Annotated in this window: 22 protein-coding genes and 1 pseudogene; 17 read left to right on the top strand and 6 right to left on the bottom strand. The window is 62.2% G+C overall.

Going from position 1 to position 23,260, the window contains the following annotated elements; all coding sequences use genetic code 11:
- The first annotated feature begins 17 nt into the window (after positions 1-17).
- Genes BPRO_RS11695 through BPRO_RS11685 form a run of 3 tightly spaced genes read left to right on the top strand, consistent with a single transcriptional unit; the run spans position 18 to position 3,296 of the window.
- The gene (locus tag BPRO_RS11695) at positions 18-995 is read left to right on the top strand and encodes a hydroxymethylglutaryl-CoA lyase (protein WP_049764115.1); all 978 of its coding nucleotides are present in this window, start codon (positions 18-20) and stop codon (positions 993-995) included.
- Positions 996-1,021: 26 nt separating this feature from the next.
- Positions 1,022-2,230 carry a CaiB/BaiF CoA transferase family protein gene (locus tag BPRO_RS11690; RefSeq protein WP_011483271.1) on the top strand — a complete coding sequence of 403 codons (1,209 nt, stop codon included), beginning with the start codon at positions 1,022-1,024 and terminating at the stop codon, positions 2,228-2,230.
- 46 nt (positions 2,231-2,276) lie between these two features.
- Positions 2,277-3,296 carry a Bug family tripartite tricarboxylate transporter substrate binding protein gene (locus BPRO_RS11685; protein WP_011483270.1) on the top strand — a complete coding sequence of 340 codons (1,020 nt, stop codon included), beginning with the start codon at positions 2,277-2,279 and terminating at the stop codon, positions 3,294-3,296.
- A gap of 250 nt (positions 3,297-3,546) precedes the next feature.
- On the opposite strand, the gene BPRO_RS11680 is transcribed toward BPRO_RS11685, so the two are convergent.
- Positions 3,547-4,131 carry a MarR family winged helix-turn-helix transcriptional regulator gene (locus tag BPRO_RS11680; protein WP_049764114.1) on the bottom strand — a complete coding sequence of 195 codons (585 nt, stop codon included), beginning with the start codon at positions 4,129-4,131 and terminating at the stop codon, positions 3,547-3,549.
- A 109-nt stretch (positions 4,132-4,240) separates the two neighbouring features.
- On the opposite strand from BPRO_RS11680, the gene BPRO_RS11675 reads away from it, so the two are divergent.
- Both BPRO_RS11675 and BPRO_RS11670 read left to right on the top strand, forming a co-directional pair.
- Positions 4,241-5,041, top strand: a complete 801-nt coding sequence (locus BPRO_RS11675; protein WP_011483268.1) for an SDR family NAD(P)-dependent oxidoreductase — start codon at positions 4,241-4,243, stop codon at positions 5,039-5,041.
- A gap of 100 nt (positions 5,042-5,141) precedes the next feature.
- The gene (locus tag BPRO_RS11670; RefSeq protein WP_011483267.1) at positions 5,142-6,218 is read left to right on the top strand and encodes an alkene reductase; all 1,077 of its coding nucleotides are present in this window, start codon (positions 5,142-5,144) and stop codon (positions 6,216-6,218) included.
- Positions 6,219-6,520: 302 nt separating this feature from the next.
- Here BPRO_RS11670 and BPRO_RS30455 read toward each other — a convergent pair.
- Both BPRO_RS30455 and BPRO_RS11660 read right to left on the bottom strand, forming a co-directional pair.
- A pseudogene (locus tag BPRO_RS30455) lies at positions 6,521-6,787 on the bottom strand (NAD(P)H-dependent oxidoreductase); the annotation flags it as partial.
- A gap of 144 nt (positions 6,788-6,931) precedes the next feature.
- Positions 6,932-7,960, bottom strand: a complete 1,029-nt coding sequence (locus BPRO_RS11660) for a sulfate ABC transporter substrate-binding protein (protein ID WP_011483266.1) — start codon at positions 7,958-7,960, stop codon at positions 6,932-6,934.
- A gap of 132 nt (positions 7,961-8,092) precedes the next feature.
- Between BPRO_RS11660 and BPRO_RS11655 the strand changes: the two genes are divergently transcribed.
- Genes BPRO_RS11655 through BPRO_RS11650 form a run of 3 tightly spaced genes read left to right on the top strand, consistent with a single transcriptional unit; the run spans position 8,093 to position 10,452 of the window.
- Positions 8,093-8,365: an oxidative damage protection protein gene (locus BPRO_RS11655; protein ID WP_011483265.1), complete on the top strand. Its 273-nt coding sequence runs from the start codon at positions 8,093-8,095 to the stop codon at positions 8,363-8,365.
- A gap of 8 nt (positions 8,366-8,373) precedes the next feature.
- Entirely contained in the window at positions 8,374-8,511 is a 138-nt protein-coding gene (locus BPRO_RS29575; protein ID WP_157045784.1) for a hypothetical protein, read from the top strand.
- Between the two features lie 27 nt (positions 8,512-8,538).
- On the top strand, positions 8,539-10,452 hold the full coding sequence (locus BPRO_RS11650; protein WP_011483264.1) for a bifunctional tRNA (5-methylaminomethyl-2-thiouridine)(34)-methyltransferase MnmD/FAD-dependent 5-carboxymethylaminomethyl-2-thiouridine(34) oxidoreductase MnmC: 1,914 nt from the start codon (positions 8,539-8,541) through the stop codon (positions 10,450-10,452).
- Between the two features lie 18 nt (positions 10,453-10,470).
- On the opposite strand, the gene BPRO_RS11645 is transcribed toward BPRO_RS11650, so the two are convergent.
- Positions 10,471-11,322: a response regulator gene (locus BPRO_RS11645; protein WP_011483263.1), complete on the bottom strand. Its 852-nt coding sequence runs from the start codon at positions 11,320-11,322 to the stop codon at positions 10,471-10,473.
- Positions 11,323-11,393: 71 nt separating this feature from the next.
- Entirely contained in the window at positions 11,394-12,611 is a 1,218-nt protein-coding gene (locus tag BPRO_RS11640) for an ABC transporter substrate-binding protein (protein WP_011483262.1), read from the bottom strand.
- 265 nt (positions 12,612-12,876) lie between these two features.
- Between BPRO_RS11640 and BPRO_RS11635 the strand changes: the two genes are divergently transcribed.
- From BPRO_RS11635 to BPRO_RS11595, 9 genes are all read left to right on the top strand, one after another.
- A complete protein-coding gene (locus BPRO_RS11635) occupies positions 12,877-13,668 on the top strand; it encodes a sulfite exporter TauE/SafE family protein (protein WP_011483261.1) in 792 nt (263 codons plus the stop codon).
- A gap of 80 nt (positions 13,669-13,748) precedes the next feature.
- On the top strand, positions 13,749-15,575 hold the full coding sequence (locus tag BPRO_RS11630; RefSeq protein ID WP_011483260.1) for a nitrite/sulfite reductase: 1,827 nt from the start codon (positions 13,749-13,751) through the stop codon (positions 15,573-15,575).
- Between the two features lie 38 nt (positions 15,576-15,613).
- The gene (locus tag BPRO_RS11625; RefSeq protein WP_011483259.1) at positions 15,614-16,021 is read left to right on the top strand and encodes a DUF934 domain-containing protein; all 408 of its coding nucleotides are present in this window, start codon (positions 15,614-15,616) and stop codon (positions 16,019-16,021) included.
- A gap of 10 nt (positions 16,022-16,031) precedes the next feature.
- Positions 16,032-16,817 carry a phosphoadenylyl-sulfate reductase gene (locus BPRO_RS11620; RefSeq protein ID WP_011483258.1) on the top strand — a complete coding sequence of 262 codons (786 nt, stop codon included), beginning with the start codon at positions 16,032-16,034 and terminating at the stop codon, positions 16,815-16,817.
- Positions 16,814-17,770, top strand: a complete 957-nt coding sequence (gene cysD / locus BPRO_RS11615) for a sulfate adenylyltransferase subunit CysD (protein ID WP_011483257.1) — start codon at positions 16,814-16,816, stop codon at positions 17,768-17,770. The genes BPRO_RS11620 and cysD overlap by 4 nt, the downstream gene beginning before the upstream one ends.
- Positions 17,770-19,086: a sulfate adenylyltransferase subunit 1 gene (locus tag BPRO_RS11610; protein ID WP_011483256.1), complete on the top strand. Its 1,317-nt coding sequence runs from the start codon at positions 17,770-17,772 to the stop codon at positions 19,084-19,086. The genes cysD and BPRO_RS11610 overlap by 1 nt, the downstream gene beginning before the upstream one ends.
- 88 nt (positions 19,087-19,174) lie before the next feature.
- Positions 19,175-19,504: a ferredoxin FdxA gene (gene fdxA, locus BPRO_RS11605; protein ID WP_011483255.1), complete on the top strand. Its 330-nt coding sequence runs from the start codon at positions 19,175-19,177 to the stop codon at positions 19,502-19,504.
- A gap of 68 nt (positions 19,505-19,572) precedes the next feature.
- Positions 19,573-20,673 carry an NAD(P)/FAD-dependent oxidoreductase gene (locus BPRO_RS11600; protein ID WP_011483254.1) on the top strand — a complete coding sequence of 367 codons (1,101 nt, stop codon included), beginning with the start codon at positions 19,573-19,575 and terminating at the stop codon, positions 20,671-20,673.
- A 367-nt stretch (positions 20,674-21,040) separates the two neighbouring features.
- A complete protein-coding gene (locus BPRO_RS11595) occupies positions 21,041-22,357 on the top strand; it encodes a purine-cytosine permease family protein (RefSeq protein WP_011483253.1) in 1,317 nt (438 codons plus the stop codon).
- Here the strand turns inward: BPRO_RS11595 and thiD are convergent.
- The gene (gene thiD / locus BPRO_RS11590; RefSeq protein ID WP_011483252.1) at positions 22,317-23,183 is read right to left on the bottom strand and encodes a bifunctional hydroxymethylpyrimidine kinase/phosphomethylpyrimidine kinase; all 867 of its coding nucleotides are present in this window, start codon (positions 23,181-23,183) and stop codon (positions 22,317-22,319) included. The two genes, BPRO_RS11595 and thiD, sit on opposite strands and share 41 nt — an antisense overlap.
- Positions 23,184-23,260 lie beyond the last annotated feature (77 nt).

Here is a 23,260-nt window from a genome sequence, read left to right as displayed (position 1 = left end):
GGAGACAGTCAGTGAACATGCTTTCAAGCGCTTCAGCTTCCCCCCAAGCCGCCCTGCCCGAAAAGCCGGCCCTGCCGCGGCAAGTCAGCATTCGCGAAGTAGGCCTGCGCGACGGGCTGCAGAGCATTGCCACCGTCATGCCCACCGCGCGCAAGCTGGCGTGGATCCGTGATGCCTACGACGCCGGCCAGCGCGAAATCGAAGTCGGCTCGTTTGTCCCGGCCCGGCTGCTGCCGCAACTGGCCGACACTGCGGAGCTGGTGGCCTATGCCAAAACCCTGCCTGGACTCGTCACCTCCGTGCTGGTGCCCAATCTCAAAGGCGCCGAACGCGCCATCGAATCAGGCGCCGACTTGATGCTGCTGCCGATCTCGGCCAGCCATGCCCACAGCCTGGCCAACTTGCGCAAGACGCCCGATGAAGTGGTGCAGGAGATTGGCCGCATCCGGGCGGCGCGTGATGCCTCTGGCTCAAAAATCCTGATCGAGGTGGGCTTTAGCACGGCATTTGGCTGCACGCTGCAGGGCCGGGTCGAGCCGTCCGAGGTGTTGCGCCTGTTGCAGCTGGTGCTGGACGCCGGGGTGGACCGGGTCGGCCTGGCAGACACCGTGGGTTATGCCGATCCGGCCATGGTGCAAGACCTGTTCGAGGCTGCGTTCGCCATAGCCGGCGACCGGCTGGCATGCGGCCACTTTCATGACACGCGCGGTATGGGCGTAGCCAATGTGTACGCCGCGCTGCAAACCGGGGTGACGCGCTTTGACGCCTGCCTGGCCGGCATTGGCGGCTGCCCGCACGCACCGGGCGCCAGCGGCAACGTGGCCAGCGAAGACCTGGTCTACATGTTTGCCAGCATGGGCATCAGCACCGGCATCGATTTCGACAAGCTTATGGCGCTGCGCACCCAGGTGGCCGGCTGGCTGGAAGGCGAAACGCTGCACGGCACGCTGTGGCGCGCAGGCCTGCCCAAAACCATGCTGACCGCTACGGTGTAAACACTCCCCATCCCGAAGAAACCTGTATGCAAAACAATCCAGCTTCAACCCCGCCCCAGCCCCTGGCCGGCTTGCGCGTCGTCGAATTCACCCACATGGTCATGGGCCCCACCTGCGGCATGGTGCTAGCCGACATGGGGGCCGAGGTCATCAAGGTCGAGCCGATCGACGGCGACCGCACCCGCCGCCTGCTGGGCGCCGGCTCGGGATTTTTCCCGCTGTTCAACCGCAACAAAAAAAGCATAGGCATTGATTTACACGATGCCGCGGGCGTGGAAGTGGCGCGCAAGCTCTGCGCCAGCGCCGATGTGGTGGCCGAAAACTTCAAGCCCGGCACCATGGCCAAATACGGGCTCGACTACGCCACCTTGAGCGCCGCCAATCCACGCGTTATTTACGTCAGCCACAAGGGGTTTTTGCCCGGCCCCTACGACCACCGCACCGCGCTGGACGAGGTGGTGCAGATGATGGGCGGCCTGGCCTACATGACCGGCCGCCCCGGCGACCCGCTGCGCGCCGGCACCAGCGTGAACGACATCATGGGCGGCCTGTTTGGCGCCATCGGTGCGCTGGGCGCGCTGATCCAGCGCGGCATCAGCGGCAAGGGCATGGAAGTTCAGTCGGCGCTGTATGAAAACAATGTGTTCCTGATGGGCCAGCACATGTTGCAGTACGCCATGACCGGCAAACACCCTGCCCCCATGCCCGCCCGCGACAACCCCTGGGCGGTGTACGACGTCTTCACGGTGAAAGACGGCGAGCAGATATTCCTGGCCGCCGTGAGTGACGCGCAGTGGCAGACCTTTTGCACCGTGCTGGGTTTTGACGACCTGAAGTGCGATGCCGCAATGGTGACCAACAACCAGCGCGTTGAGGTGCGCCCGGCGCTGCTCAAGGATTTGGCCGCACGGCTGGCCCCGCGCAGCGCCGCCGAGCTCTCAAGTCTGATGGAAAAAGCCGGCCTGCCCTTTGCGCCGATTCGCCGGCCCGAGGACCTGTTCGACGACGAGCACCTGCTGGCCACCGGGGGCCTGGCCGATGTGCGCCTGCCCGACGGCCCGAAAGCCGGGCAGACCGTTAAAACTACCCTTTTTCCCATCACCATGCAGGGCCAGCGCCTGGGCGTGCGCCTGCACCCGCCCACCTTGGGCGAACACACGCAGGAACTGCTCTCGGGACTGGGCTACAGCACCAGCGCCATCGAGAATTTGCATTCGCAGGCGGCCGTGAGCTGAACGGCCAAACGATTTCAGCAACCCACCCCAAAGACGGAGACAAAAAATGACAACTCAAACGACCACCCTCAACACGAAACAAACGACCCGGCGCCAGACCCTGCAACGCCTGGGTGCCCTGGCTTTTAGCAGCACGCTCCTGAGCACACCGCTGGCCCTGCTGGCCCAGACCACCGACAAGGTGGTGCGCTTCATCCTGCCGGTCGGCGCAGGCTCCGGCGTGGACACCATTGTTCGCGCCGCCAGCGTTGCGCTGGGCAAGGCGCTGGGCCACCCCGTGGTGATCGAAAACCAGCCCGGTGCCGGTGGCATCGTCGGCACGGCCGCCATGATCAAGACCGCCCCCGACGGCATGACATTGAGCGTGGTGTCCAACAACCACGTGATCTACCCCAGCGTCTACAAGTCGCTGCCGTTTGACCCGATCAACGACATCACGCCCATCAGCGTGATCGGCAGCACGCCGATGGTGCTGGTGGTCAACCCGGCCAAGGTCGCGGCCACCAATGTGAAAGAGCTGGTGGCCCTGCTCAAGGCCAAACCCGACGCCTACAACTACGCCTCGTCGGGCAACGGCACCATCCTGCATCTGGCGGCGGAAATGTTTCTGGACGAGGCCCAGGTCAAGGCCAAACACATCCCCTACAAAGGGGTGGGCCCGATGGTGGCCGACCTGATTGGCGGGCAGGTCGAGATGGGTGTACTGGCGCTGCCTTCGATCCAGGCACACCTCAAGAGCGGCGCCCTGCGCGCCATCGGCGTCGGTGGCAGCGCCCGCGTGGCTGCCGCACCGGACATCCCCACCCTGGCCGAACAGGGCCTGGGCAACTACAACCTGGAAGGCTGGTTCGCCGTGATCGGCCCGGCGAAATTGCCGGCAGCAGAGGTCAAGCGCATCCAGGCCGCCGTGGTCGCCGCCTACGCCACACCCGAAGTGAAAGAGGCCATGGCCAAACAGGGCAATACCATCAACCCGACCAGCCCGGAAGTGGCCGCCCAGTTTTTCCGCAGCGAGTTGGTGAAGTACGCGAAGCTGGTGAAAAAGGCGGGCGTCGAACTGCAGTAAGACCCACGTGCATGCGGCCGTTGCATCGTTCAGGACAGGAACGGTTCTGCAGTTGCTATCTTTTTAATAGCTGCTTGCGCTCGTCACTACTGGGCAAACCGGCGACGAAACCGCAACAAAAGCCGTCGAACCTGCCAGCGCCAGCCCCGGGGCGTTGGATGCTTTGGAATGTAATCGGTCGAAACCGACTGGACCAGCGGGAGGAGATGAGCTGATGCGCTTTCTAGCAGGGGCTCTTTCTCCGCTGTAATCAGGCGTTCTTCTCAGCTTGCTCGGAGCCGAGGACACCCACGGGGGCCGGCGGCTGATCTTCCGCCCTATAGGCAACCAGAAACGCGTCGGAAGCCACCTGATCGGTCAGGGCCCTCAAGTGCGCAGCCGCGGCAGAACCCAGAACGGCTTCCACTTGATCGTTTGTTGCTGCCCAGCGCACCACGCCTTCTGAAAGCCGGGTCTTGCCAAGCGAAGTGAGAACGCTGTGCTTGGTCCGGCGGTCTTGGGCGTCCTGACGCAACTCAACAATTCCGTCGCGCACCAGAGGCCTTAGCGCATGGGTAAGAGCAGAAAGTTGAATGGCGAGCAGGGCTGCCAGGTCCTGTAGCGTCGGTCCTTGTTGATCGGCGCCCGTGAGCCTGTGTATTCCTGCGATGAGCGCGAGCTGCGTGGCTTTGAGGTTCAACGGTGCCAGCGCTTCGTCATACAGCTGCTCAAGTCTGCGAGCCGCAAGGCGCAGTGGTGTGACCGTGCAGGCCCGTCCACCCAGGATGTCCTGCTCATATGCGGCGGGCGCATCCGGGTTGCTTTTCGCATCAACAACGTTCGAGGTAATTCCCATACTAACAGAATGGTTGAGTACTGCACTATTTATCGTTTGCGCGCAATCGGTCATACATTTGAGCCCTCAACCTTTTAGTTGAGCACTCAATTTTATTGGAAAACTATCAATGACAAACCCCAGTTCTAAGAAAATCGCTCTTGTCACAGGGGCTTCTTCCGGCATCGGAGCCGTCTATGCGGACCGCCTCGCCGCGCGTGGATACGATCTTATCCTTGTCGCCCGGCGCGCTGATCGCCTGGCAGCCCTTTGCGCCCAGGTCTCTAAGGCGCACGGTATCAAGGCCGAGCCGATCGTGGCCGACCTGACCAAAGATGAGGATCTGGCGCGGATCGAGACGATTCTGTCCACCAATGAGGACGTGCGCGTCCTGGTGAACAACGCCGGCATTGCGCGACTGGGGCCGCTTGCTCAGAGGTCTGCAAACGACGCACTGTCGCAGATTGCGCTCAACATCACAGCGTTGACGCGCCTGACCCAGGCGGTGGTACCCGCGTTCATCGGCAGAAACCAGGGCGTAATCATCAATATCGCTTCTGTCCTGGCCATCCATTCGATGCCCATCAGCGCCGTCTACAGCGGCACCAAGGCCTTCGTACTGCAGTACAGCCGCGGTCTGCAGCAAGAACTTGCCGAAACCGGGGTGAAGGTCCAGCTGGTCCTGCCTGCATCGACAGCCACCGAGATCTGGGACCTGTCGGGCGTCCCGCTGGCGGCCCTCAACAAGGAGGCCTTGATGACGACCGAGCACATGGTCGATGCGGCGCTCGCGGGCTTCGACCAGGGTGAAACGATCACGTGGCCCTCAGTCGCCGATGCCAGCCTGTGGGACAAGTACGAGGCAGCCCGATCCGAACTGTTCGCGAGCACCCAGGTTGGAACGCCGGCTCCTCGCTACAACATTCTCTGAGTCCAGCTAACGGAACGTTACGGCTCTTCCTCTTCTCCCCATTTTCCATTTTCCATTTTCCATTTTCCATTTTCCATTTTCCATTTTCTCAAGGACAGACATGCTTTTCGAAGCCTTTCCCCTGCGTGCCACCCAACTCAGCAATCGCACTGTGATGTCGCCGCTCACGCGCAGCCGCGCGAGCGAGAACAACACACCCAACAGCCTGATGGCCACCTACTATGCCCAGCGCGCGAGCGCCGGCCTCATCATCACGGAAGGAACCTCGCCGTCGCCCAACGGCTTGGGCTATGCCCGCATCCCCGGCCTGTTCAATGACGCCCAGGTGCAAGGCTGGAAGCTTGTAACTGACGCAGTCCATGCCAAAGGCGGCAAGATCGTCGTGCAGCTGATGCATACCGGCCGCGTGACCCACCAGGCCAACCTGCCGGCCGGCGCCGAAGTGCTTGGCCCCTCACCCGAGACCTGCCCTGGTGAGATGTGGACTGATGCACAAGGCAGCCAGCCGCACACACCGCCGCGCGCCATGACCGAGGCCGACATCCAAGCCGTGATCGGCGAGTACACAACGGCCGCGCGCCTTGCCATCCAAGCCGGCTTTGACGGCATCGAGCTGCACGCGGCCAACGGTTACTTGCTTGAGCAATTCCTGAACGCCAACGTCAATCGCCGCACTGACAGCTACGGCGGCACGGCCGAAGGGCGCAACCGGCTGGTGCTCGAGGTCGCCCGTGCTGCCGTGAAGGAGATAGGCGCTGAGCGAGTCGGCATCCGCCTGTCGCCTCACGGCGTGGTCAATAGCACCGGCGCGTTCGAAGGCGTGGACGAACAGTACCTGGCGCTGGTGAAGGAACTCTCCGCACTCGGTCTCATGTACGTTCACGTCCTGGACCATTCGGCGATGGGCGCCCCGCCCGTCCCGGCAAAGCTGAAGTCCGATTTGAGGGCTGCGTTCGACGGCCCCTTCATCCTCGCCGGCGGACAGAATAAAGCCAGCGCACAACAGGCGTTGAGCGAAGGCCGCGCGGACCTGATCGCCATAGGCAGGCCCTTCATCGCCAACCCTGACCTGGTCGAGCGCATGCGCCAGGACGCGCCGTTGATCGCTCCTGTCCCGGACACGTTCTATACCCCCGGCGCCAAGGGCTACACAGACTATCCGATGTTCGCAGGTTGAGCATCAAACGTCCCCGATTGGCCCCCAACTCGAACACGCAAACCTCGCAGGCCTTGGAGTTCCTTGGCCGCTCCACACGATAGGGAGAGCGATTTTGAGTACATACGCAACCGTCAACATCGGCAAGCGCGCGCTGGTGACCGGCGCATCTAGTGTAGTGTTCCATTCTGTTTGGAACTTAAGCGGCGGTTGGCGCGAATGACCTTCTGCAGGATGTCGCGGGCGCTCTTGGTCCAGATGAACGGCTTGGGGTTGGTGTTGTGATGCGCGACGTACTCGTCGATGGCCGCGACGAGTTCAGGCACGCTGGTGTAGGCCGCCTTGTAGACCGGCGTGGCCACCACGATGGCACGCGCACGCGCGATCTGGTCAATCGCCTTGACGATGGCCGGATGGCCTCACTCGGCCAGCAGCAAGGCCTGGGCCGGCAGCTCGCGGATGTTCAGCCGGTCGACCACCAGGCCGCCCCGCAGGACCAGCCTGTCGCTGACAGAGTCGAGCAGCGCTGCCGAGCGGGACTGCTCGGAAGGGCTGCCGGCAATGAGCAGCACGGATTGTTGTACGGACATTTTTTATTTCCTTGATGTGCCCTGGGCCTTGGATAACCAAGCGCCGTGTGACTGTTCTCCCCTACCAGTGCCAGCGCGGAACCGGCTTTGCCGGGCCGCAGTTGGCGCCCCCTTTGGGGAGGCGGCCGCGGGCCGCTTCGGGGGTTACTTCTTGGTGTAAATCTGGTCGAACGATCCGCCATCGGCGAAGTGTTCCCTGTCTGCCTTGGTCCAGCCACCAAAGGCCTGGTCGATGGTGAACAGGTTCAGCTTGGCGAACTGCTTGGCGTACTTGGCCTTGGCCTTCCCGGAAACCGCCGGGCGGTAGAAGTTCTTGCCCGCGATGTCCTGGCCTTCTTCCGAATAGAGGTACTTCAGGTATTCCTCGGCGACGGCACGCGTGCCTTTTTTGTCGACGTTCTTGTCGACGACGGCCACAGCGGGCTCGGCCAGGATGCTGAGCGACGGGGCGATGACATCGAACTTGGTGCCAAATTCCTTTTCCAGCAGGTAGGCTTCGTTCTCCCACGCAATCAGCACATCCCCCTGGGCGCGCTGCGCAAAGGTGATGGTCGATCCACGGGCGCCGGTATCCAGCACCGGCACATTGCCGTACAGCTTGGCCACAAAGTCTTTGGCCTTGGCGTCGCCGCCATATTTGCGCTTGGCAAACTCCCACACCGCCAGGTAGTTCCAGCGGGCGCCGCCCGACGTCTTGGGGTTGGGCGTGATCACGCTGACGCCCGGCTTGACCAGGTCGTCCCAGTCCTTGATGCCCTTGGGATTGCCCTGGCGCACCACCAGCACGATGGTCGAGGTGTAGGGCGAGGAGTTGTGCGCCAGTTTCTTTTGCCAGTTGGGGGCGAGCCATCCGCCGTTTTTCACCAGTGCGTCGGTGTCTCCCGCCAGGGCCAGCGTGGCCACGTCGGCATCCAGGCCATCGATGATGGAGCGGGCCTGCTTGCCCGAACCGCCATGCGACTGCTTGATGGTCACGTCCTGGCCGGTTTTGGCTTTCCAGTGTTTGGCGAAGGCGGCGTTGTACTCCACATACAGCTCGCGGGTGGGGTCATAGGACACATTCAGAAGCGTCACCGCCGGTTGCTGGGCACGGCTGGCCAGGACTGACCCTGCCAACGCTACGGCCAATGCCGCATGGGTGGAAACATTGATAAAGTGACGGCGTGTACTCATGGTTGCTTTCCGGTCCAAAAATGCATGTTTATGCGGGAAACTGGATTCTGGAAGCAGCCATTGAAAACAGGAACGAATAAGAAATCAGCTTGTTATTCCTAAAACATCTTATAACCACGAAAGAATATTCAAATGGCACGCATGGTCAAATGCATCAAACTGGGCAGGGAAGCCGAAGGTCTCGACTTTCCCCCCTACCCCGGCCCGCTGGGCAAGCGCCTCTGGGAAGAAGTCAGCAAGGAGGCCTGGGCCGATTGGATGAAACAGCAAACCATGCTGGTCAATGAAAACCGGCTCAACCTGGCCGATGCCCGCGCCCGCCAATACCTGGCCCGGCAGATGGAAAAGCATTTTTTCGGGGACGGCGCTGACGCCGTCCAAGGCTACGTACCTCCCAGCGCATGAGCGAAGCCATGCGCTGCCAAAAAAAATGCTTTCGCCAAAAGCATTTGGACCTCGGCAAAGCCGAGGTCGGCCGCATGAGCAAAGCGATGTGCGGCGGCGAAGGCGCCGACGCGGTGCAGGGTTACGTGCCGCCCACCAAGCCCTGAGCGCGATAGACATCCCGAAGACGTCGGATGCCCGAACGCATTGAGTGGCTGGAAGACGGCACCCCCTACAGCCCGCGTTTTGGTGACCGCTACCGCAGTGAGTCGGGTGGCCTGGACCAGGCCCGCGAAGTCTTTCTCAAGGGCTGCGGCCTGCCTGCAGCCTGGGCCGGACAACCACAGTGGTGCGTTCTTGAAACCGGCTTTGGCCTGGGCCTGAATTTTCTGGTGACCTGGCAGGCCTGGAAAACCGACCCGCTGCGCCCTCGCCTGCTGCATTTCGTGTCGACCGAGGCCTTCCCGGCCAGTGCGGCCGATGTGCTGCGCAGCGTTCAGGTTCACCCCGAATTACTTCCCTTGGCCCGGCAGTTGCACGACCAGCTCTGGGGCCTGCTGCCGGGGTTTCATCGCCTGGTCTTCGAGGAAGGCCGGGTCATGCTGACGCTATGCATTGGCGACGCCAAAGCGATGCTGCGTGAGCAATCGTTTGAAGCCGATTCGGTCTACCTCGACGGTTTCAACCCCGGGCTCAAGCCTGCAGATTCACCGGATATCTGGGACCTGCATACCTTCAAGGCCGTGGCGCGCTGCTGCAGGCGAGGCACGCGTGTGGCGACCTGGACGGTGGCGCGCAGCGTGCGCGATGCACTGGCACAGTGCGGCTTTGTCGTGAAGAAAACGCCGGGCATTCCGCCCAAGCGCGACAACCTGCAGGGGGAGTTCAACCCCGCGTGGGAACCAAAAAAATCGATGCTGCCAGGGATCCGTCGCCAGGCGGGCAGCTGCGTCGTGATCGGCGCCGGCCTGGCCGGTGCGGCAGTGGCGGCGAGCCTGGCGCGCCGCGGCTGGCGCGTGGTGGTGCTGGATGCGGCGGACGCACCTGCCCGTGGTGCGTCGGGCCTGCCCGCGGGTGTGCTGGCGCCGCATGTATCGCCCGACGACAGCCTGCTTTCGCGCCTGTCGCGCAGCGGTGTCAGGGCAACGCTGCAGCAGGCGCACGCGCTGCTGGACGCTGGAACTGACTGGAACCCCACCGGCGTGCTGGAACATTGCGTGGACCATGCACGCAAGCTGCCGGCCGCCTGGCAGTCCGATTGGGCCGAGGCCGCGCAGGACTGGACCTGCCTGGCCACATCCGGGCAACTTGCCCACTGCCGCCTGCCGGCCTCGGCACCGGCCCTGTGGCATGTGCGTGCGGGCTGGATCAAACCCGCCAGCCTTGTTCAAGCCTGGCTGACCACACCAGGCGTTGAATTTCACGATCATGCGTCGGTGGGTCAACTCATCAGGCAGCCGGACTCCTGGCAAGTGCTGGATGCAAATGGGCATGTGCTGGCGTGTGCCGAGCTGGTGGTGCTGGCAGCGGGTTACGCCAGCCGCGCACTGGCTGAAGCCGCCGTCCCGCCAACATCCCCGCCACTGGCCCTGCAAGCCATTCGTGGCCAGGTCTCATGGGCACTGCACCCACCGGGCGCCGCTGATGCGTTACCGGCATTTCCGGTCAACGGCCACGGCAGCCTGATTCCCGCGCTACCCCTCAGCGGCAATGCCAACGAGCTTGCGTGGGTCACGGGTTCGACCTTTGAACGGGACAATGCCCTGAACGACCTCAAGCCTGAAGACGACTCGCACAATCTTGACCGGTTGCGGACGTTGCTGCCGGATGTGGCACCTGGGCTGACCGGCCAACTGGAGATGGGACAGGTCAAGGCATGGGCCGGTGTGCGCTGTGCGACACCCAGTCGGCTGCCGGCGCTGGGGCCATTGGCGGCACCCAACCTGTGGGTGTGCAGTGGCATGGGATCGCGGGGGTTGACCTTTGCCGCGCTCTGTGCGGAGTTGCTGGCAGCCAGGCTCCATGCAGAGCCTCTGCCCCTGGAACAGCGCCTGGCCGAGGCCCTGCGGCCTCAGTACGGCGAGGCGAAGCTGGTGTCTGAAGACTGAGGGAGTGTGTAGCCCGGGTCAGCTCAGGCTGAGCAGCAGCTGCTCGAGCTTTCCCGGATGCAAAGGCTTGCACAGGCAGGCGCGGGCACCCGCAAACCAGCCGCGCGCCGCATCGAATCGTGAAGCCTTGCTCCCGGTCAGTATCAGGAATTCAACTGCCGGGCGTGCCTCGCCCACCCGCTTGACCAACTGCCAGCTGTCCATGTCCGGCAGATCCAGGTCTAGGATGACCAGCTTGTAGAGCCGGTTATTCAGCCATTGCAGCGCTTCTGCACCACTGGCGGCCTCGTCAACCTGCATCAGCCCGGCCATCGCCAGCCGAGCCCGCAGATACAGACGGGCATCATGGCTGGCATCGACCACCAGAACGTGGGGCCGGCTGATTCCGGACGCTGGCTCCAGCAGTGCCGGGGAGGTGGTGAGCTCAAACTCCAGGTCCAGATCCGGCGAGGCGGAAGATTCAGGCCCAAGAGGCAAGTCGAGGTCGAATTCAGGGAGGTCAGCTGGCACTGCCGGCGACATCTCCAGGGCAAACAGCTCATCCATGCCATCAATCACGGCTGCCCATTGAAGCGGGCGGGCCACGGCAAGGCTTGCCCTGGCAGGCGCCCTGTCGCCAACCCAAATGAGCCTGAGGTTGTCATGAGCGGGGTTGGCCAGTTCCAGCGCGGCTTCCCAGCTGTCTCCGTCAATCAGCGCCATTTCTGCGGCTTTGGGAGCCGCCGCCGTCCAGAGTGCGTAGGGCGTTGACCGGCTCTCGGAAAGGCGGAACATCGTGTTCAGGGCGTGGCGCTCAACGTCACTGAACCCGAACACCTTGACAAAAATTCGATCAAATGCCTCGCCGCCCATATCGCCCATGTATGTCATTTGGAGACGATTATGCGGGGATTCAGCCAGCTTTTTCGTGTCCCGAAAATTCAGAGCGCGTCACCGGCAGATCACTTCATGGCATCAGGCGGACGACGTGCCTTGACATAGGCATCGCTGGGCAAATAAGCCTTGCCATCCGCATAGCGCCACTGCACCATCGTGCCCTTGTGACCACGCAGGTCGAGCTTGCCCACGTAGGCCCCCATGGTGGACTGGTGATCCAGCGCCCGGAATTCGGCCGGGCCAAACGGTGTGGAGAACTTCAGGCCACGCAGGGCCGTCACCAGCTTCTCGTTGTCGGTGGAGTTGGCTTTTTTGATTGCTGCAAAAATGGCCTGCATGGTGGCATAGCCCACCACCGAGCCCACCTTGGGGTACTCATTGAAGCGTCGGTAGTAATTGGCCGCAAAACTGGCGTGCTCCTGCGAATCGATCTGGTCCCAGGGGTAGCCGGTCACGATCCAGCCCTTGGGCGTTTCATCTTTTAGTACATCCAGGTACTCGGGCTCGCCCGAAAGCAGGGACACCACTGGCGTCTTGGGGAAAATGCCGCGTTGGTTGCCTTCCCGGACCAGCTTTGCCAGATCGGCGCCGAAGGTCACATTGAAGATGGCGTCGGGCTTGCTCTGCATGGTGGCCTGCAGCGTGGTGCCGGCATCCAGCTTGCCCAGCGCCGGCCACTGCTCACCCACAAACTCCACATCCGGCCGCCTGGCCTTGAGCAGCTCCTTGAAGCTGGCGACAGCGCTCTGCCCATACTCATAGTTGGGGGCGATGGTAGCCCAGCGCCTGGCGGGCAGCTTGGCCGCCTCTTCGACCAGCATGGCAGCCTGCATATAAGTACTGGGGCGCAGGCGGAAGGTGTAGCGGTTACCCTTGTCCCACACCAGGGCGTCGGTCAGCGGCTCGCTGGCCACATACACCCTCTTGTTTTTCTGTGCGTGATCGGCCAGTGCCAGGCCCACATTGGACAGGAAGCCACCGGCCAGAACATCCACTTTTTCCTTCGATGTCAACTCGATGGCATGGCGCAGCGCCTCCTCTGGCTTGCCGGCATCGTCCCGCGCAATCACCTCCACCTTGCGCCCCAGCAGCCCGCCTGCCACATTGACCTCTTCCACGGCGAGCTGCCAGCCCTGGCGATAGGGCTGGGTGAACTGCGGAATGGTCGAGTAGCTGTTGATTTCGCCGATTTTGATCGGCGGCTTCGAGCCGGCTTGGGCCAACACCGCGGTAGCCAACGCCAACAACAGACTGCCAAACATGGCAGATTTCGTAGATTTCATGGTTTTCTCCAAAAGCAAGCGATTTCGGCCCATCTTTGACAGCGTGCTGGCAGGCGCATCGGGAGCCAGTCAGGAAAAGCACGGACTGTACCAGTGCGAACAGCCTCCTGATGAGACTCCATCTCCACAGACAAAATTCAGCGGGCTGGGTCCACGCTCAACTCCGCCAAACCCTTATGAAGACTCGCAAATAAGCTTATTCGCATAAAGGTAGAACAAATGTGTAGTTTGTTTTTATAAGCCGCACACTTACATTTTCCGGCTTATGCATGAATTTGCCTTTGTCTTTGCAGGATTTGCCGTGGGCCTGGTTGTCGGCCTGACGGGTGTGGGCGGCGGATCGCTGATGACGCCGTTGCTGATCTTCTTTTTCGGCATCAAGCCCCATCTGGCCATCGGAACAGACCTGCTGTTCGCAGCCTTCACCAAAATGGGCGGCACCGTCAGCCTGGCGCGCGCCCGGGTCGTGGACTGGCGCATTGTCGGCCAGGTTGCTGCCGGCAGCCTGCCCGCGTCGCTGCTCACCCTGTATGTGCTGCAGCGGATGGGGCCGGCCAACCCGACGACCCAGACCATCATGACGACAACGCTGGGCCTGGCGTTGCTGCTGACGGCCATTGCGACCTTCTATAAAGTGCTTCGCGGCAAAGCCGTTCCCAAAAGGATCGCGGCCGAACTGCTGGGCGAGGCTACGCGCGCTCATCACTGGGCATTGCCCGTGCTGTTTGGCGCCGTCATCGGCACCCTTGTCACGATGACTTCTGTGGGCGCGGGCGCCATTGGCGTGATTGTGCTGATGCTGCTGTACCCCACCCTGCCCCTGTCGCGCATTGTGGCGGCCGATATTGCCCATGCGGTACCACTCACGCTGGTGGCGGGCCTGGGACACGCTTCCATCGGCTCGGTAGACTGGTCTTTGCTGATCAAGCTGCTGGCCGGCTCTCTGCCCGGCATCTGGCTGGGTTCGCACCTGATGCATAAAACGCCTGACCGCGTGATCCGCTCCTTGCTGTCCGTCCTGCTGGCCTATGCCGGCGTGAAGCTCATTTCGATATAGTCGGCTACTGTTTTTCCTTCCGTAGCTCACGCTGCTCCCCTGAACCGTTTCATCCTGAACCGTTTGATACCCCGACAGCCATGTACCAATACACAGAATTTGACCGCCAGTTCGTAAAAGCCCGCGCCAGCCAGTTCCGCGACCAGCTCACGCGCTGGCAGGCCGGCCAGTTGCCCGAAGACGAATTTCGGCCGCTGCGCCTGCAAAACGGCTGGTATGTGCAGCGTTATGCCCCCATGCTGCGCGTGGCCGTACCTTATGGCGAACTCTCCAGCGCCCAACTGCGTGTGTTGGCCAAAATTGCCCGCGAATACGACCAGCCCAACGCCGCCCTGCTCGAAGGCGCGCAGGCCACCCAGGACAAGCTGGGCGCCATTCCGCTGAAAAACGGCCACTCGGTGCATTCGAAACTGACCACGGGCTACGCCCACTTCACCACGCGCCAGAACGTCCAGTACAACTGGATTCCGCTGGACAAATCAGCCGACGTGATGGACCTGCTGGCCAGCGTCAACATGCACGGCATCCAGACCAGCGGCAACTGCATCCGCAACATCACCAGCGACGAGCGTGCCGGCATTGCGGTCGATGAAATCGCCGACCCACGCCCGTTTGGCGAAATCATGCGCCAGTGGAGCACGCTGCACCCCGAGTTCTCCTTCTTGCCACGCAAGTTCAAGATCGCCATCAGCGGCGCCAGGGAAGACCGTGCCGCCATTGGCTGGCACGACGTGGGCCTGCAACTGCTGCGCAACGCCGAGGGCGAGCTGGGCTTCAAGGTGCTGGTCGGTGGCGGCATGGGTCGCACGCCCATCATCGGCACGGTGATCCGCGAGTTCCTGCCCTGGAACCAGATCATGAACTACCTGGAAGCCGTGGTACGCGTGTACAACCGCTATGGCCGCCGTGACAATATTTACAAGGCCCGCATCAAGATTCTGGTGAAGGCTGAAGGACAACGCTACATCGACGACGTCGAGGCCGAATACAAGCAGATCATGGAGCATGACGGTGGCCCGCACACCATCACACAGGCCGAATACGACCGCGTGGCCGCCTGCTTTGTGGCGCCCACCCTCAACTGCGACCGCAAGGAAGCCGACGCCAAGATCGCCCACATCCTGCGCGCTGCGGCCGAAGACGATGTCGAGTTTGGCCGCTGGCTGCAGCAAAACGTCGCACCGCACCAAAACCCGGACCTGCGCGCCGTGACGCTGTCCTTCAAGCGCCTGGGCCAGGCCCCCGGCGATGCCACGGCGGCCCAGCTGGATGTCGCGGCCGACCTGGCCGACCGTTTCAGCGCCGGTGAAATGCGCGTCACCCACGAGCAAAACCTGTTGCTGCCCTGGGTGCGCTGCGACGAGTTGCCCGAACTCTGGCGCGCCGCCCGCAAGGCCGGCTTTGCCAAACCCAACATCAAGCTGCTGACCGACATGATTGCCTGCCCCGGCGGCGACTTCTGCTCGCTGGCCAACGCCCGTTCCATTCCGATTGCCGAAGCCATCACCGAGCGCTATCAGGACCTGGACGAGCTGCACGACCTCGGCGAGATCGACCTGCACATCAGCGGCTGCATCAACTCCTGCGGCCACCACCACAGCGGCCACATCGGCATTCTGGGTGTCGACAAGGACGGCAAGGAGTGGTACCAGGTGTCACTGGGCGGCTCGGACGGCTCCACGCTGTCTGGCCCTGCCGTGCCCGGCAAGGCCGTTGGCCCCTCTTTCTCGGCGGCTGAAGTCCCCGAAGTGATCGAAGCCGTTCTGGAAACCTACCGCCAGCAGCGCGAAGGTGGCGAGACCTTTATTGCAACGTTGCGTCGCGTCGGTGCCGAACCCTTCAAGGCTGCTGCGAATGGTGCGCGTTTTAGCGCCGCCCGCGCCGAGACGGCTGAAACGGCCGCCTGAAGCGCCACCCTGCTGCACCTTCCAAGGACAAAATTACCATGAAACTAATAGCTGCTAGCGAGCCCTCCACTGGGGCTACAGGCCAAAATGTCATTGAACTGGCAAACGACGCCGATCCGTTCCAGGTTTCGCTCGAGGGCGTGGACCGCATTGACCTGAACTTCCCCAAATTCACCGATGGCCGGGCCTTCAGCCAGGCCTTCCTGCTGCGTCGCCGGCTCGGTTTCCAGGGTGAAATCCGCGCCACCGGCGATGTGCTGGTCGACCAGCTGGCGCAAATGGAGCGCAGCGGCTTTGACGTGGCCGTGCTGCGCGCCGACCAGGACATGGGGATCGCCCAGCGCGTGCTGGCTGCCTACCCCGGCTACGGCGTGGGCAAGTACCAGGGCGATGCAATCGACATCCAGCCGCATTTTGTGACCGCGGCAACATCCTCTGCAACCTGAAAGTCGGACCATGGGTGCCATTTCCCTTTACGCCAAGGCGTCGCCAGACTTTGCCGAAAAACTCGCGCACAGCCTGGCCTTGCTGAAATCCTCCGCCGCGACCTATTCCCCGCTGACCCAGGCCTCCAGCCTGGGCGCTGAAGACATGGTGGTCACGCACCTGTTGCAGGAAGCCGGCATTGACTGCAGCATTTTTGTGCTGGACACCGGCATGCTGCACGCCGAAACCGTGGCGCTGATTGGCCGCATCGAAGAGCGCTACCAGCGCAAGGTCGACGTGTATCGCCCGGTCGAAAACGCCGCCTCGGCCTTCGTGCAAACGAACGGCCCGGATGCGATGTACAAAAGCCTGGAATTGCGCAAGGCCTGCTGCCACATCCGCAAGATGGAGCCGCTGGAGCGCGCCCTCGCCGGCAAAAACGGCTGGTTGACCGGCCTGCGCCGCGAGCAGTCCAGCGCCCGCGCTGAAGTGCACGACGTCGAGCAACAGGCCGAACGCGTGAAAATCAATCCGCTGGCCGACTGGACCTGGGGCGATGTATGGCACTGCATCGCGCTGAACGCCATTCCCTACAACCCGCTGCACGACCAATTCTTCCCCAGCATCGGCTGCGCCCCCTGCACCCGCGCCGTCACGCTCGGTGAAGACTTCCGCTCCGGCCGCTGGTGGTGGGAGCAGGAAAGCGCCAAGGAGTGCGGCCTGCATGTGGCGGCCGACGGCACCCATGAAGCCCAGGAGCCCGCTGCCTTTGAACCCCTGTCCAGCATCATTCCCATCCGGCAGGTCCCCACATGAACGCCCGCACCGAACCCTATATGCTCAGTAATCCACCCCATGTTCTTAGTAACGCCCACCTGGACGCACTGGAAGAGGAGGCCATCTTCATCCTGCGTGAAGTGGCCGCCGCTTTCGAGCGCCCCACCCTGCTGTTCTCGGGCGGCAAGGACTCGCTGGTCCTGCTTAAATGCGCCGAGAAGGCGTTTATCGACAAGGAGCGCGGCGGCAGCATTCCTTACCCGCTGCTCATGATCGATACCGGCCACAACTTCCATGAGGTGACCGACTTCAGGGACTATCGTGCCAAACAGCTGGGTGCCAACCTGGTGGTGCGCAGTGTCGAAGATTCGATGAAACGCGGCACGGTGCGCCTGGCACATCCGGGCGAGTCCCGCAACGTGCACCAGTCGGTGACGCTGCTGGAAGCCATTGACGAGTTCCGCTTTGACGCCCTGATCGGCGGCGCCCGGCGTGACGAAGAAAAAGCCCGCGCCAAGGAGCGAATTTTTTCGCACCGTGACGCCTTTGGCCAGTGGCAACCCAAGGCGCAGCGCCCCGAACTGTGGACGCTGTTCAACACCCGCCTGCAACCCGGCGAGCATTTCCGCGTGTTTCCGATCTCCAACTGGACCGAACTGGACGTGTGGCAGTACATCGAGCGCGAGAAGATCGAGCTGCCGTCGCTGTATTACGCCCACCAGCGCCAGGTGGTGGAGCGCAAGGGCCTGCTGGTGCCCGTGACCGAATTGACGCCACTGCGCGACGGTGAACAGGCCGAAGAAAGAACCGTGCGTTTTCGCACCGTGGGCGACATCACCTGCACCTGCCCGGTGGAAAGCCCGGCGGCCACAGCGGCCGAGATCGTGATTGAAACGCTGGCCGCCGATGTCAGCGAGCGCGGCGCCACCCGCATGGACGACAAAACCTCCGATGCCTCCATGGAAAAGCGGAAAAAAGAAGGATATTTCTGATGAGCACGCCCACTGTTGAAACCGTCAGCCTGACCACAGCTGCAACTGCCCAGGACACGCGTGCCGCCCTGCGTTTTGTCACCTGCGGCAGCGTCGATGATGGCAAGAGCACCCTGATTGGCCGCCTGCTGGTCGACAGCCGTGCCGTGCTGCAGGATCACCTGGCCGGCGTGCAGCGCGGCGGTGAGACTGACCTGGCCCTGCTGACCGATGGCCTGTCTGCCGAGCGCGAACAGGGCATCACCATTGACGTAGCCTACCGGTATTTCTCTACCGAGAGCCGCAAGTTCATCATTGCCGATGCCCCGGGCCACGAGCAATACACCCGCAACATGGTCACTGCGGCATCGAGCGCCGATGCCGCAGTGGTGCTGGTTGATGCCACCAAACTGACTTGGGAGGCGCCTTCGCCCGAGCTGCTGCCGCAAACCCGCCGCCATTCGCTGCTGGTCGATCTGCTGCGCGTGCCGTCCATCGTCTTTGCCATCAACAAGCTCGACGCGGTTGCCAACCCGGCCCTGGCCTTCGCCCATATCAGCGCGGCCTTGAGCCAGTTTGCCAAGGAGGCGCAGATTCCGGTCAAGGCCATCGTGCCGGTGTCGGCCCTGATTGGCTACAACGTGGTGGATGCCCACCCCGGCTGGTGCGATTACCAGGGCCCCAGCCTGCTGGAGATTCTGGAGCACCTGCCGGCCACACCGGCCGATACGTCGGAGGCTTTTGCGTTTCCGGTGCAGTGGGTGGAGAAGTTTTCATCCAGCGCGGACACCTCGCAGGGACGACGTATCTTCTGGGGTCGCATTGCCAGCGGTGCAGTACAACCGGGCCAGCAGATTACCGTGCTGCCGGGTGGGAAAAGCGCCACAGTGGCCCAAGTACTGGACCATACGCGCCAACCCAAGGCTGTATTGGCCGGGCACAGCGCCGGCATCATCCTGGACCGCGAACTGGACGTGTCACGCGGTGACTGGCTGCTGGCGGAGGGCGGATTCGAGCCACCGCTGGGCGTGCGCGAAATCACCGCGGAAGTTGCCTGGATGGACGACGAACCCCTGGTACCGGGCCGCATGTACTGGGCCTTGCAGGGCCACCGCTGGGTCAAGGCCAAAATCAAGCGTATCGTCCACCAGGTAAACATCAATACCCTGGAGACCCACGACGCAACACACCTGGACGCGAACGCCATCGGTGTCGTCGAGTTGGCCCTGCTGGAGCCGATTCCGGCACGGCCTTACCTGCAGTCCCGCATCCTCGGCTCGCTGGTACTGGTGGACACGGCGTCGCACAAAACATCCGGCGCCGCACTGGTTCTTTAAGCTGCCAAGGCCCTTTCAATTCACTGCTTCAACGCTGCTACTGGAAACCTCTTAAAATCAAGGGTTTCCACCGATCAGCCAATACAACATGACACACATCGTCTCCGAATCCTGCATCCGCTGCAAATACACCGACTGTGTTGACGTTTGCCCCGTGGACTGCTTCCGCGAAGGCCCCAACATGCTGGTGATTGATCCGGACGAGTGCATTGATTGCGCCGTGTGCATTCCGGAATGCCCCGTCAACGCCATCTATGCCGAGGAAGATGTGCCGGCCGACCAGCTGCAGTTCATCAAGCTCAATGCCGAACTGAGCCGCGCCGCAGGATGGAAAAGCATCACCAAGCGCAAGGACGCCCTGCCCGACGCGGAAGAGTGGAAAGACAAGACCGGAAAGCTGGACGAACTGGTGCGCTGAAACTCGCGCGCTGCCGGTCCCGCCCGAGCTATTTAGCCCGAGCTATTTAATAAGCAAGTCAAGAAAAAATGGAACCTCAACTGAATCAAGAAGTGATCAACACCGCAGCACAGCACGATGGGCCGATCGAAACCGATGCGGTCATTGTGGGCGCCGGTCCTGTCGGCCTTTTTCAGGTGTTCGAACTGGGCCTGTTGGAGATCAAGGCCCACGTGATCGATTCCCTCGCCTATCCCGGCGGGCAATGCATTGAGCTCTATCCCGACAAACCGATTTATGACATTCCTGCAGTGCCCATGTGCACAGGCAAAGAGCTGACCGACTCACTGCTCAAGCAGATCGAGCCGTTTGGCGCAACCTTTCACTTTGGACAGGAAGTCAGCGTTGTCGAAAAGCAGGAAGACGGCCGCTTTTTTGTCGAGACGTCCAAAGGCACCAAATTCCTGACCAAAACGATTTTTATTGCGGCCGGCGTGGGCGCTTTCCAGCCCAAGCTGCTGCGTGTCGACGGCCTCGATCAGTTTGACAATACCCAGCTGTTTTATCGCGTCAAAAACCCGGCTGACTTTGCCGGCAAGAATCTGGTGATTGTTGGCGGGGGTGATTCCGCGCTTGACTGGGCTTTGAACTTTGTGGCTGAAGGCCCCAACAAGGCTGAAAGCGTGATCCTGGTTCACCGCCGTGACGGGTTCAAGGCGGCGCCTGCCAGCGTGGCCAAAATGAAGGAACTCTGCGACGCGTACGAGATGCAGTTCATCGTCGGCCAGGTGACCGGCTACGATGAAAAAAATGGAAAAATGACCGGCGCCAAGGTAACGGGCGCCGATGGCGTGACCCGCGTCGTACCGCTAGATGTGCTGCTGGTATTTTTTGGCCTGAGCCCCAAGCTGGGACCCATTGCCCACTGGGGGCTGGATATCGAGCGCAAGCAGCTCATGGTGGACACTGAAAAGTTTTCAACCAACATTCCTGGCATCTTTGCCGTGGGTGACATCAACACCTACCCCGGCAAGAAAAAACTGATTCTCAGCGGATTTCACGAATGTGCCCTGGCCGCATTCGGTGCCGCTCCCTTTATTTTCCCGGACAAGAAAATCCATCTGCAATACACAACCACCAGTCCCAAGCTGCACAAGGTGCTGGGTGTCGAATCGCCGGTGTTTGACTGAATCCCCTGGTAGATGCCTCCGAAAAAAAGCCCGCCGCGTGCGGGCTTTTTTGTGCCTGTGGATGGTTGCGCGGGACCTGCCTGTCACCGCCCATCGAATTGGCTTATCAGTTGACCCATCCATCACCTTCCGTCGTTTAGCCTGTTGTTTAGCCCCTCCGTGGGGTCATCATCTAGAATCAAAAACCGCATTGATCGTGCATCCGCTGGGAATGTCGCTGCCTGCCGCAGTGGCGCGCAGCGACTGAGAAAGATCCTTTGAACCCGATTGAAGTCATCCTCGCGCAGGGAAGCATGTGTCCAGCTGCCCCCTCGCGGCGCCCAACATGCCGACCGGTCATGGACGAGCGGAACTGTTGATCGCCACCATGTCGACGTCACGCCCATCATCTCCATCACCCCAGTCCTCCAGCGCAGGCAATACCGCGCTCACGCCACTGGCGGCGAATGAACGCCTGTTCGGCTGGCGCGATCATGCCGCACTCTGGCTCAGCCTCGGCGTCGGCCTGCTCGTCATGCAGGTTGGTGCCTACCTCGTGCCCGCACTGGGCGCCAAGGCAGCCCTTGGGGTCATTGTCTGCGGCTCGGTCATCGGCGCGGGTTTGTTGGCCTGGACCGCCAGAATCGGCTGTGACAGCGGCCTCTCAAGCGCCGGCCTGATGCATGCCACTTACGGAAGCAGTTTCGCGCGCCTGCCTGTGCTGCTGAATATCGTGCAACTCATCGGCTGGACCACTTTCGAGCTCGTCATCATGCGCGACGGCACGGTGGCTATCGCACGCCAGTCCGGCGGTTTTTCCGGCACCTTCTGGCCCATCCTGGCCACCGTGCTCTGGGGCGGCATACTGCTGGCCCTGCTGTCGGGCTCCATGGTGAAACTGGTGCGCAAATTCATAGGCCGCTACGGTCTGCCGCTGGTGATCGCCTCCTTGTTGTGGCTGACCTGGCAGTTTCTTGCCAAGGCAAACCATCAGGGCATCGCCGCGCTGTGGAATCGCCCCGGCGAAGGCGGCATGAGCACACTGCAAGCGCTCGATCTGGTGATCGCCATGCCGGTCTCATGGTTGCCCCTGGTCGCAGACTTTGCGCGCCACGGGCGTGACGGCAAAAGCGCCCTGCGCGGCACCTGGCTGGGCTATGCCATTGCCAATACCTGGTGCTATGCGCTGGGCGTGCTGGTGGCCCTGACGACACCCGGCACCGACCTGGTGGCGGCCCTGCTGCTGGCGCAAGGCGGCCTGCTTGCGCTGGGGCTGATTCTGATCGACGAAGTGGACAACGCCTACGGCGATGTTTACTCAGGCTCGGTCGCAGGCCACAGCCTCAAGCCCAACTGGAGCGTGCGGGCTTGGGGCATGGTGCTGGCTCTGCTGTGCACGGTGCTGGCCCTGGTGCTGCCCATGCACAGCCTGGAGCCGTTTTTGCTGATGCTCAGTTCAGTGTTTGTACCGCTGTACGGCGTCATTCTGGCGAGGCTGGCCGGGCATCCCGACGTGGCGCTGCTCGTTACAAAGCGCAAGGTCAACACCAGCGCCGTTCTGATCTGGCTGCTGGGTATTGCCTGCTACCACCTCTGCGCGCAACTGGTGCCCAGCTGGGGCGCCGCCCTGCCCACGCTGGTGCTGACGTTTGCGCTGGCGAGCCTCACCCGTGTGAGCCGGCCACGGGTTGGCGCAGAGGCCTGAGCCGCATGGCTTGGGGTGCGTAGCCATGGTTGAGGGGCCCGCTGCCGGCACCGGTGCGCACAGCGGCACCCGCTTCCAACGCCCCGCGCACATAGGCCCGCGCCAGCTGTACCGCGTCCAGCAACGTGGCCCCCAGCGCCAGATGCGCGGCAATCGCGGACGATAGCGTGCAGCCCGTGCCATGCGTGTTGCGGCTATGAATGCGCGGGGCACGCATCCAGTGCAGCTCCCCGCTGCTGGTAACCAATAAATCACTCACCACCTCGCCGGCCAGATGCCCTCCCTTGAGCAAAACGGCCTGCGCACCCTTTGCCAACAACTCCTGTGCTGCGATCTGCATTGCGTGTTCGCTGTCCAGCGGCCGCCCAACCAGCAACGACGCCTCGTCCAGATTTGGTGTGACCACGGCGGCACGCCAAAACAGCTCACTCACGAGCACCGTAATAGCCGGGTTGTCGATCAGCATGGCCCCGCTGGTCGCGACCATCACAGGGTCCAGCACCACGTTTTTGAGCCCATGGCGATCGATTGCCTGCGCCACGGTTAGCACAATATCCGGGGCATGCAACATGCCAATCTTGACCGCGTCCACACCCACGTCCTCGACCACTGCATCAATCTGGTCGCGCAGCATTGCTGGTGGAACGCCGTGAATAGCCCTGACGCCAAGGGTGTTTTGAGCGGTCAGCGCGGTGATCGCCGTCATGCCGTAGCACCCCAGCGCGGCAAAGGTTTTCAAATCCGCCTGAATGCCGGCGCCGCCACTGCTGTCAGAACCCGCAATCGAAAGTACGCGCGGGTATTCAAATTCAAAAGCTTGATTCATATTCCTGATTCCGGTCCTTTTTTACGCTTGCCGCCGGCCCACTGTATCCGGGAGGGCTGACTCCACTGAAGTGTATT

It is taken from the genome of Polaromonas sp. JS666 (assembly GCF_000013865.1).
GTDB lineage: Bacteria > Pseudomonadota > Gammaproteobacteria > Burkholderiales > Burkholderiaceae_C > Polaromonas.
This window is presented reverse-complemented; position numbering and strand designations above follow the sequence as displayed.

Excerpts from the sequence above, each read along its gene's own strand:
- BPRO_RS11695 (WP_049764115.1), top strand. The coding sequence starts at position 18 with ATGCTTTCAAGCGCTTCAGCTTCCCCCCAAGCCGCCCTGCCCGAAAAG.
- BPRO_RS11690 (WP_011483271.1), top strand. The coding sequence starts at position 1,022 with ATGCAAAACAATCCAGCTTCAACCCCGCCCCAGCCCCTGGCCGGCTTG.
- BPRO_RS11685 (WP_011483270.1), top strand. The coding sequence starts at position 2,277 with ATGACAACTCAAACGACCACCCTCAACACGAAACAAACGACCCGGCGC.
- BPRO_RS11680 (WP_049764114.1), bottom strand. The coding sequence starts at position 4,131 with ATGGGAATTACCTCGAACGTTGTTGATGCGAAAAGCAACCCGGATGCG.
- BPRO_RS11675 (WP_011483268.1), top strand. The coding sequence starts at position 4,241 with ATGACAAACCCCAGTTCTAAGAAAATCGCTCTTGTCACAGGGGCTTCT.
- BPRO_RS11670 (WP_011483267.1), top strand. The coding sequence starts at position 5,142 with ATGCTTTTCGAAGCCTTTCCCCTGCGTGCCACCCAACTCAGCAATCGC.
- BPRO_RS11660 (WP_011483266.1), bottom strand. The coding sequence starts at position 7,960 with ATGAGTACACGCCGTCACTTTATCAATGTTTCCACCCATGCGGCATTG.
- BPRO_RS11655 (WP_011483265.1), top strand. The coding sequence starts at position 8,093 with ATGGCACGCATGGTCAAATGCATCAAACTGGGCAGGGAAGCCGAAGGT.
- BPRO_RS29575 (WP_157045784.1), top strand. The coding sequence starts at position 8,374 with ATGCGCTGCCAAAAAAAATGCTTTCGCCAAAAGCATTTGGACCTCGGC.
- BPRO_RS11650 (WP_011483264.1), top strand. The coding sequence starts at position 8,539 with ATGCCCGAACGCATTGAGTGGCTGGAAGACGGCACCCCCTACAGCCCG.
- BPRO_RS11645 (WP_011483263.1), bottom strand. The coding sequence starts at position 11,322 with ATGACATACATGGGCGATATGGGCGGCGAGGCATTTGATCGAATTTTT.
- BPRO_RS11640 (WP_011483262.1), bottom strand. The coding sequence starts at position 12,611 with ATGAAATCTACGAAATCTGCCATGTTTGGCAGTCTGTTGTTGGCGTTG.
- BPRO_RS11635 (WP_011483261.1), top strand. The coding sequence starts at position 12,877 with ATGCATGAATTTGCCTTTGTCTTTGCAGGATTTGCCGTGGGCCTGGTT.
- BPRO_RS11630 (WP_011483260.1), top strand. The coding sequence starts at position 13,749 with ATGTACCAATACACAGAATTTGACCGCCAGTTCGTAAAAGCCCGCGCC.
- BPRO_RS11625 (WP_011483259.1), top strand. The coding sequence starts at position 15,614 with ATGAAACTAATAGCTGCTAGCGAGCCCTCCACTGGGGCTACAGGCCAA.
- BPRO_RS11620 (WP_011483258.1), top strand. The coding sequence starts at position 16,032 with ATGGGTGCCATTTCCCTTTACGCCAAGGCGTCGCCAGACTTTGCCGAA.
- cysD (WP_011483257.1), top strand. The coding sequence starts at position 16,814 with ATGAACGCCCGCACCGAACCCTATATGCTCAGTAATCCACCCCATGTT.
- BPRO_RS11610 (WP_011483256.1), top strand. The coding sequence starts at position 17,770 with ATGAGCACGCCCACTGTTGAAACCGTCAGCCTGACCACAGCTGCAACT.
- fdxA (WP_011483255.1), top strand. The coding sequence starts at position 19,175 with ATGACACACATCGTCTCCGAATCCTGCATCCGCTGCAAATACACCGAC.
- BPRO_RS11600 (WP_011483254.1), top strand. The coding sequence starts at position 19,573 with ATGGAACCTCAACTGAATCAAGAAGTGATCAACACCGCAGCACAGCAC.
- BPRO_RS11595 (WP_011483253.1), top strand. The coding sequence starts at position 21,041 with ATGTCGACGTCACGCCCATCATCTCCATCACCCCAGTCCTCCAGCGCA.
- thiD (WP_011483252.1), bottom strand. The coding sequence starts at position 23,183 with ATGAATCAAGCTTTTGAATTTGAATACCCGCGCGTACTTTCGATTGCG.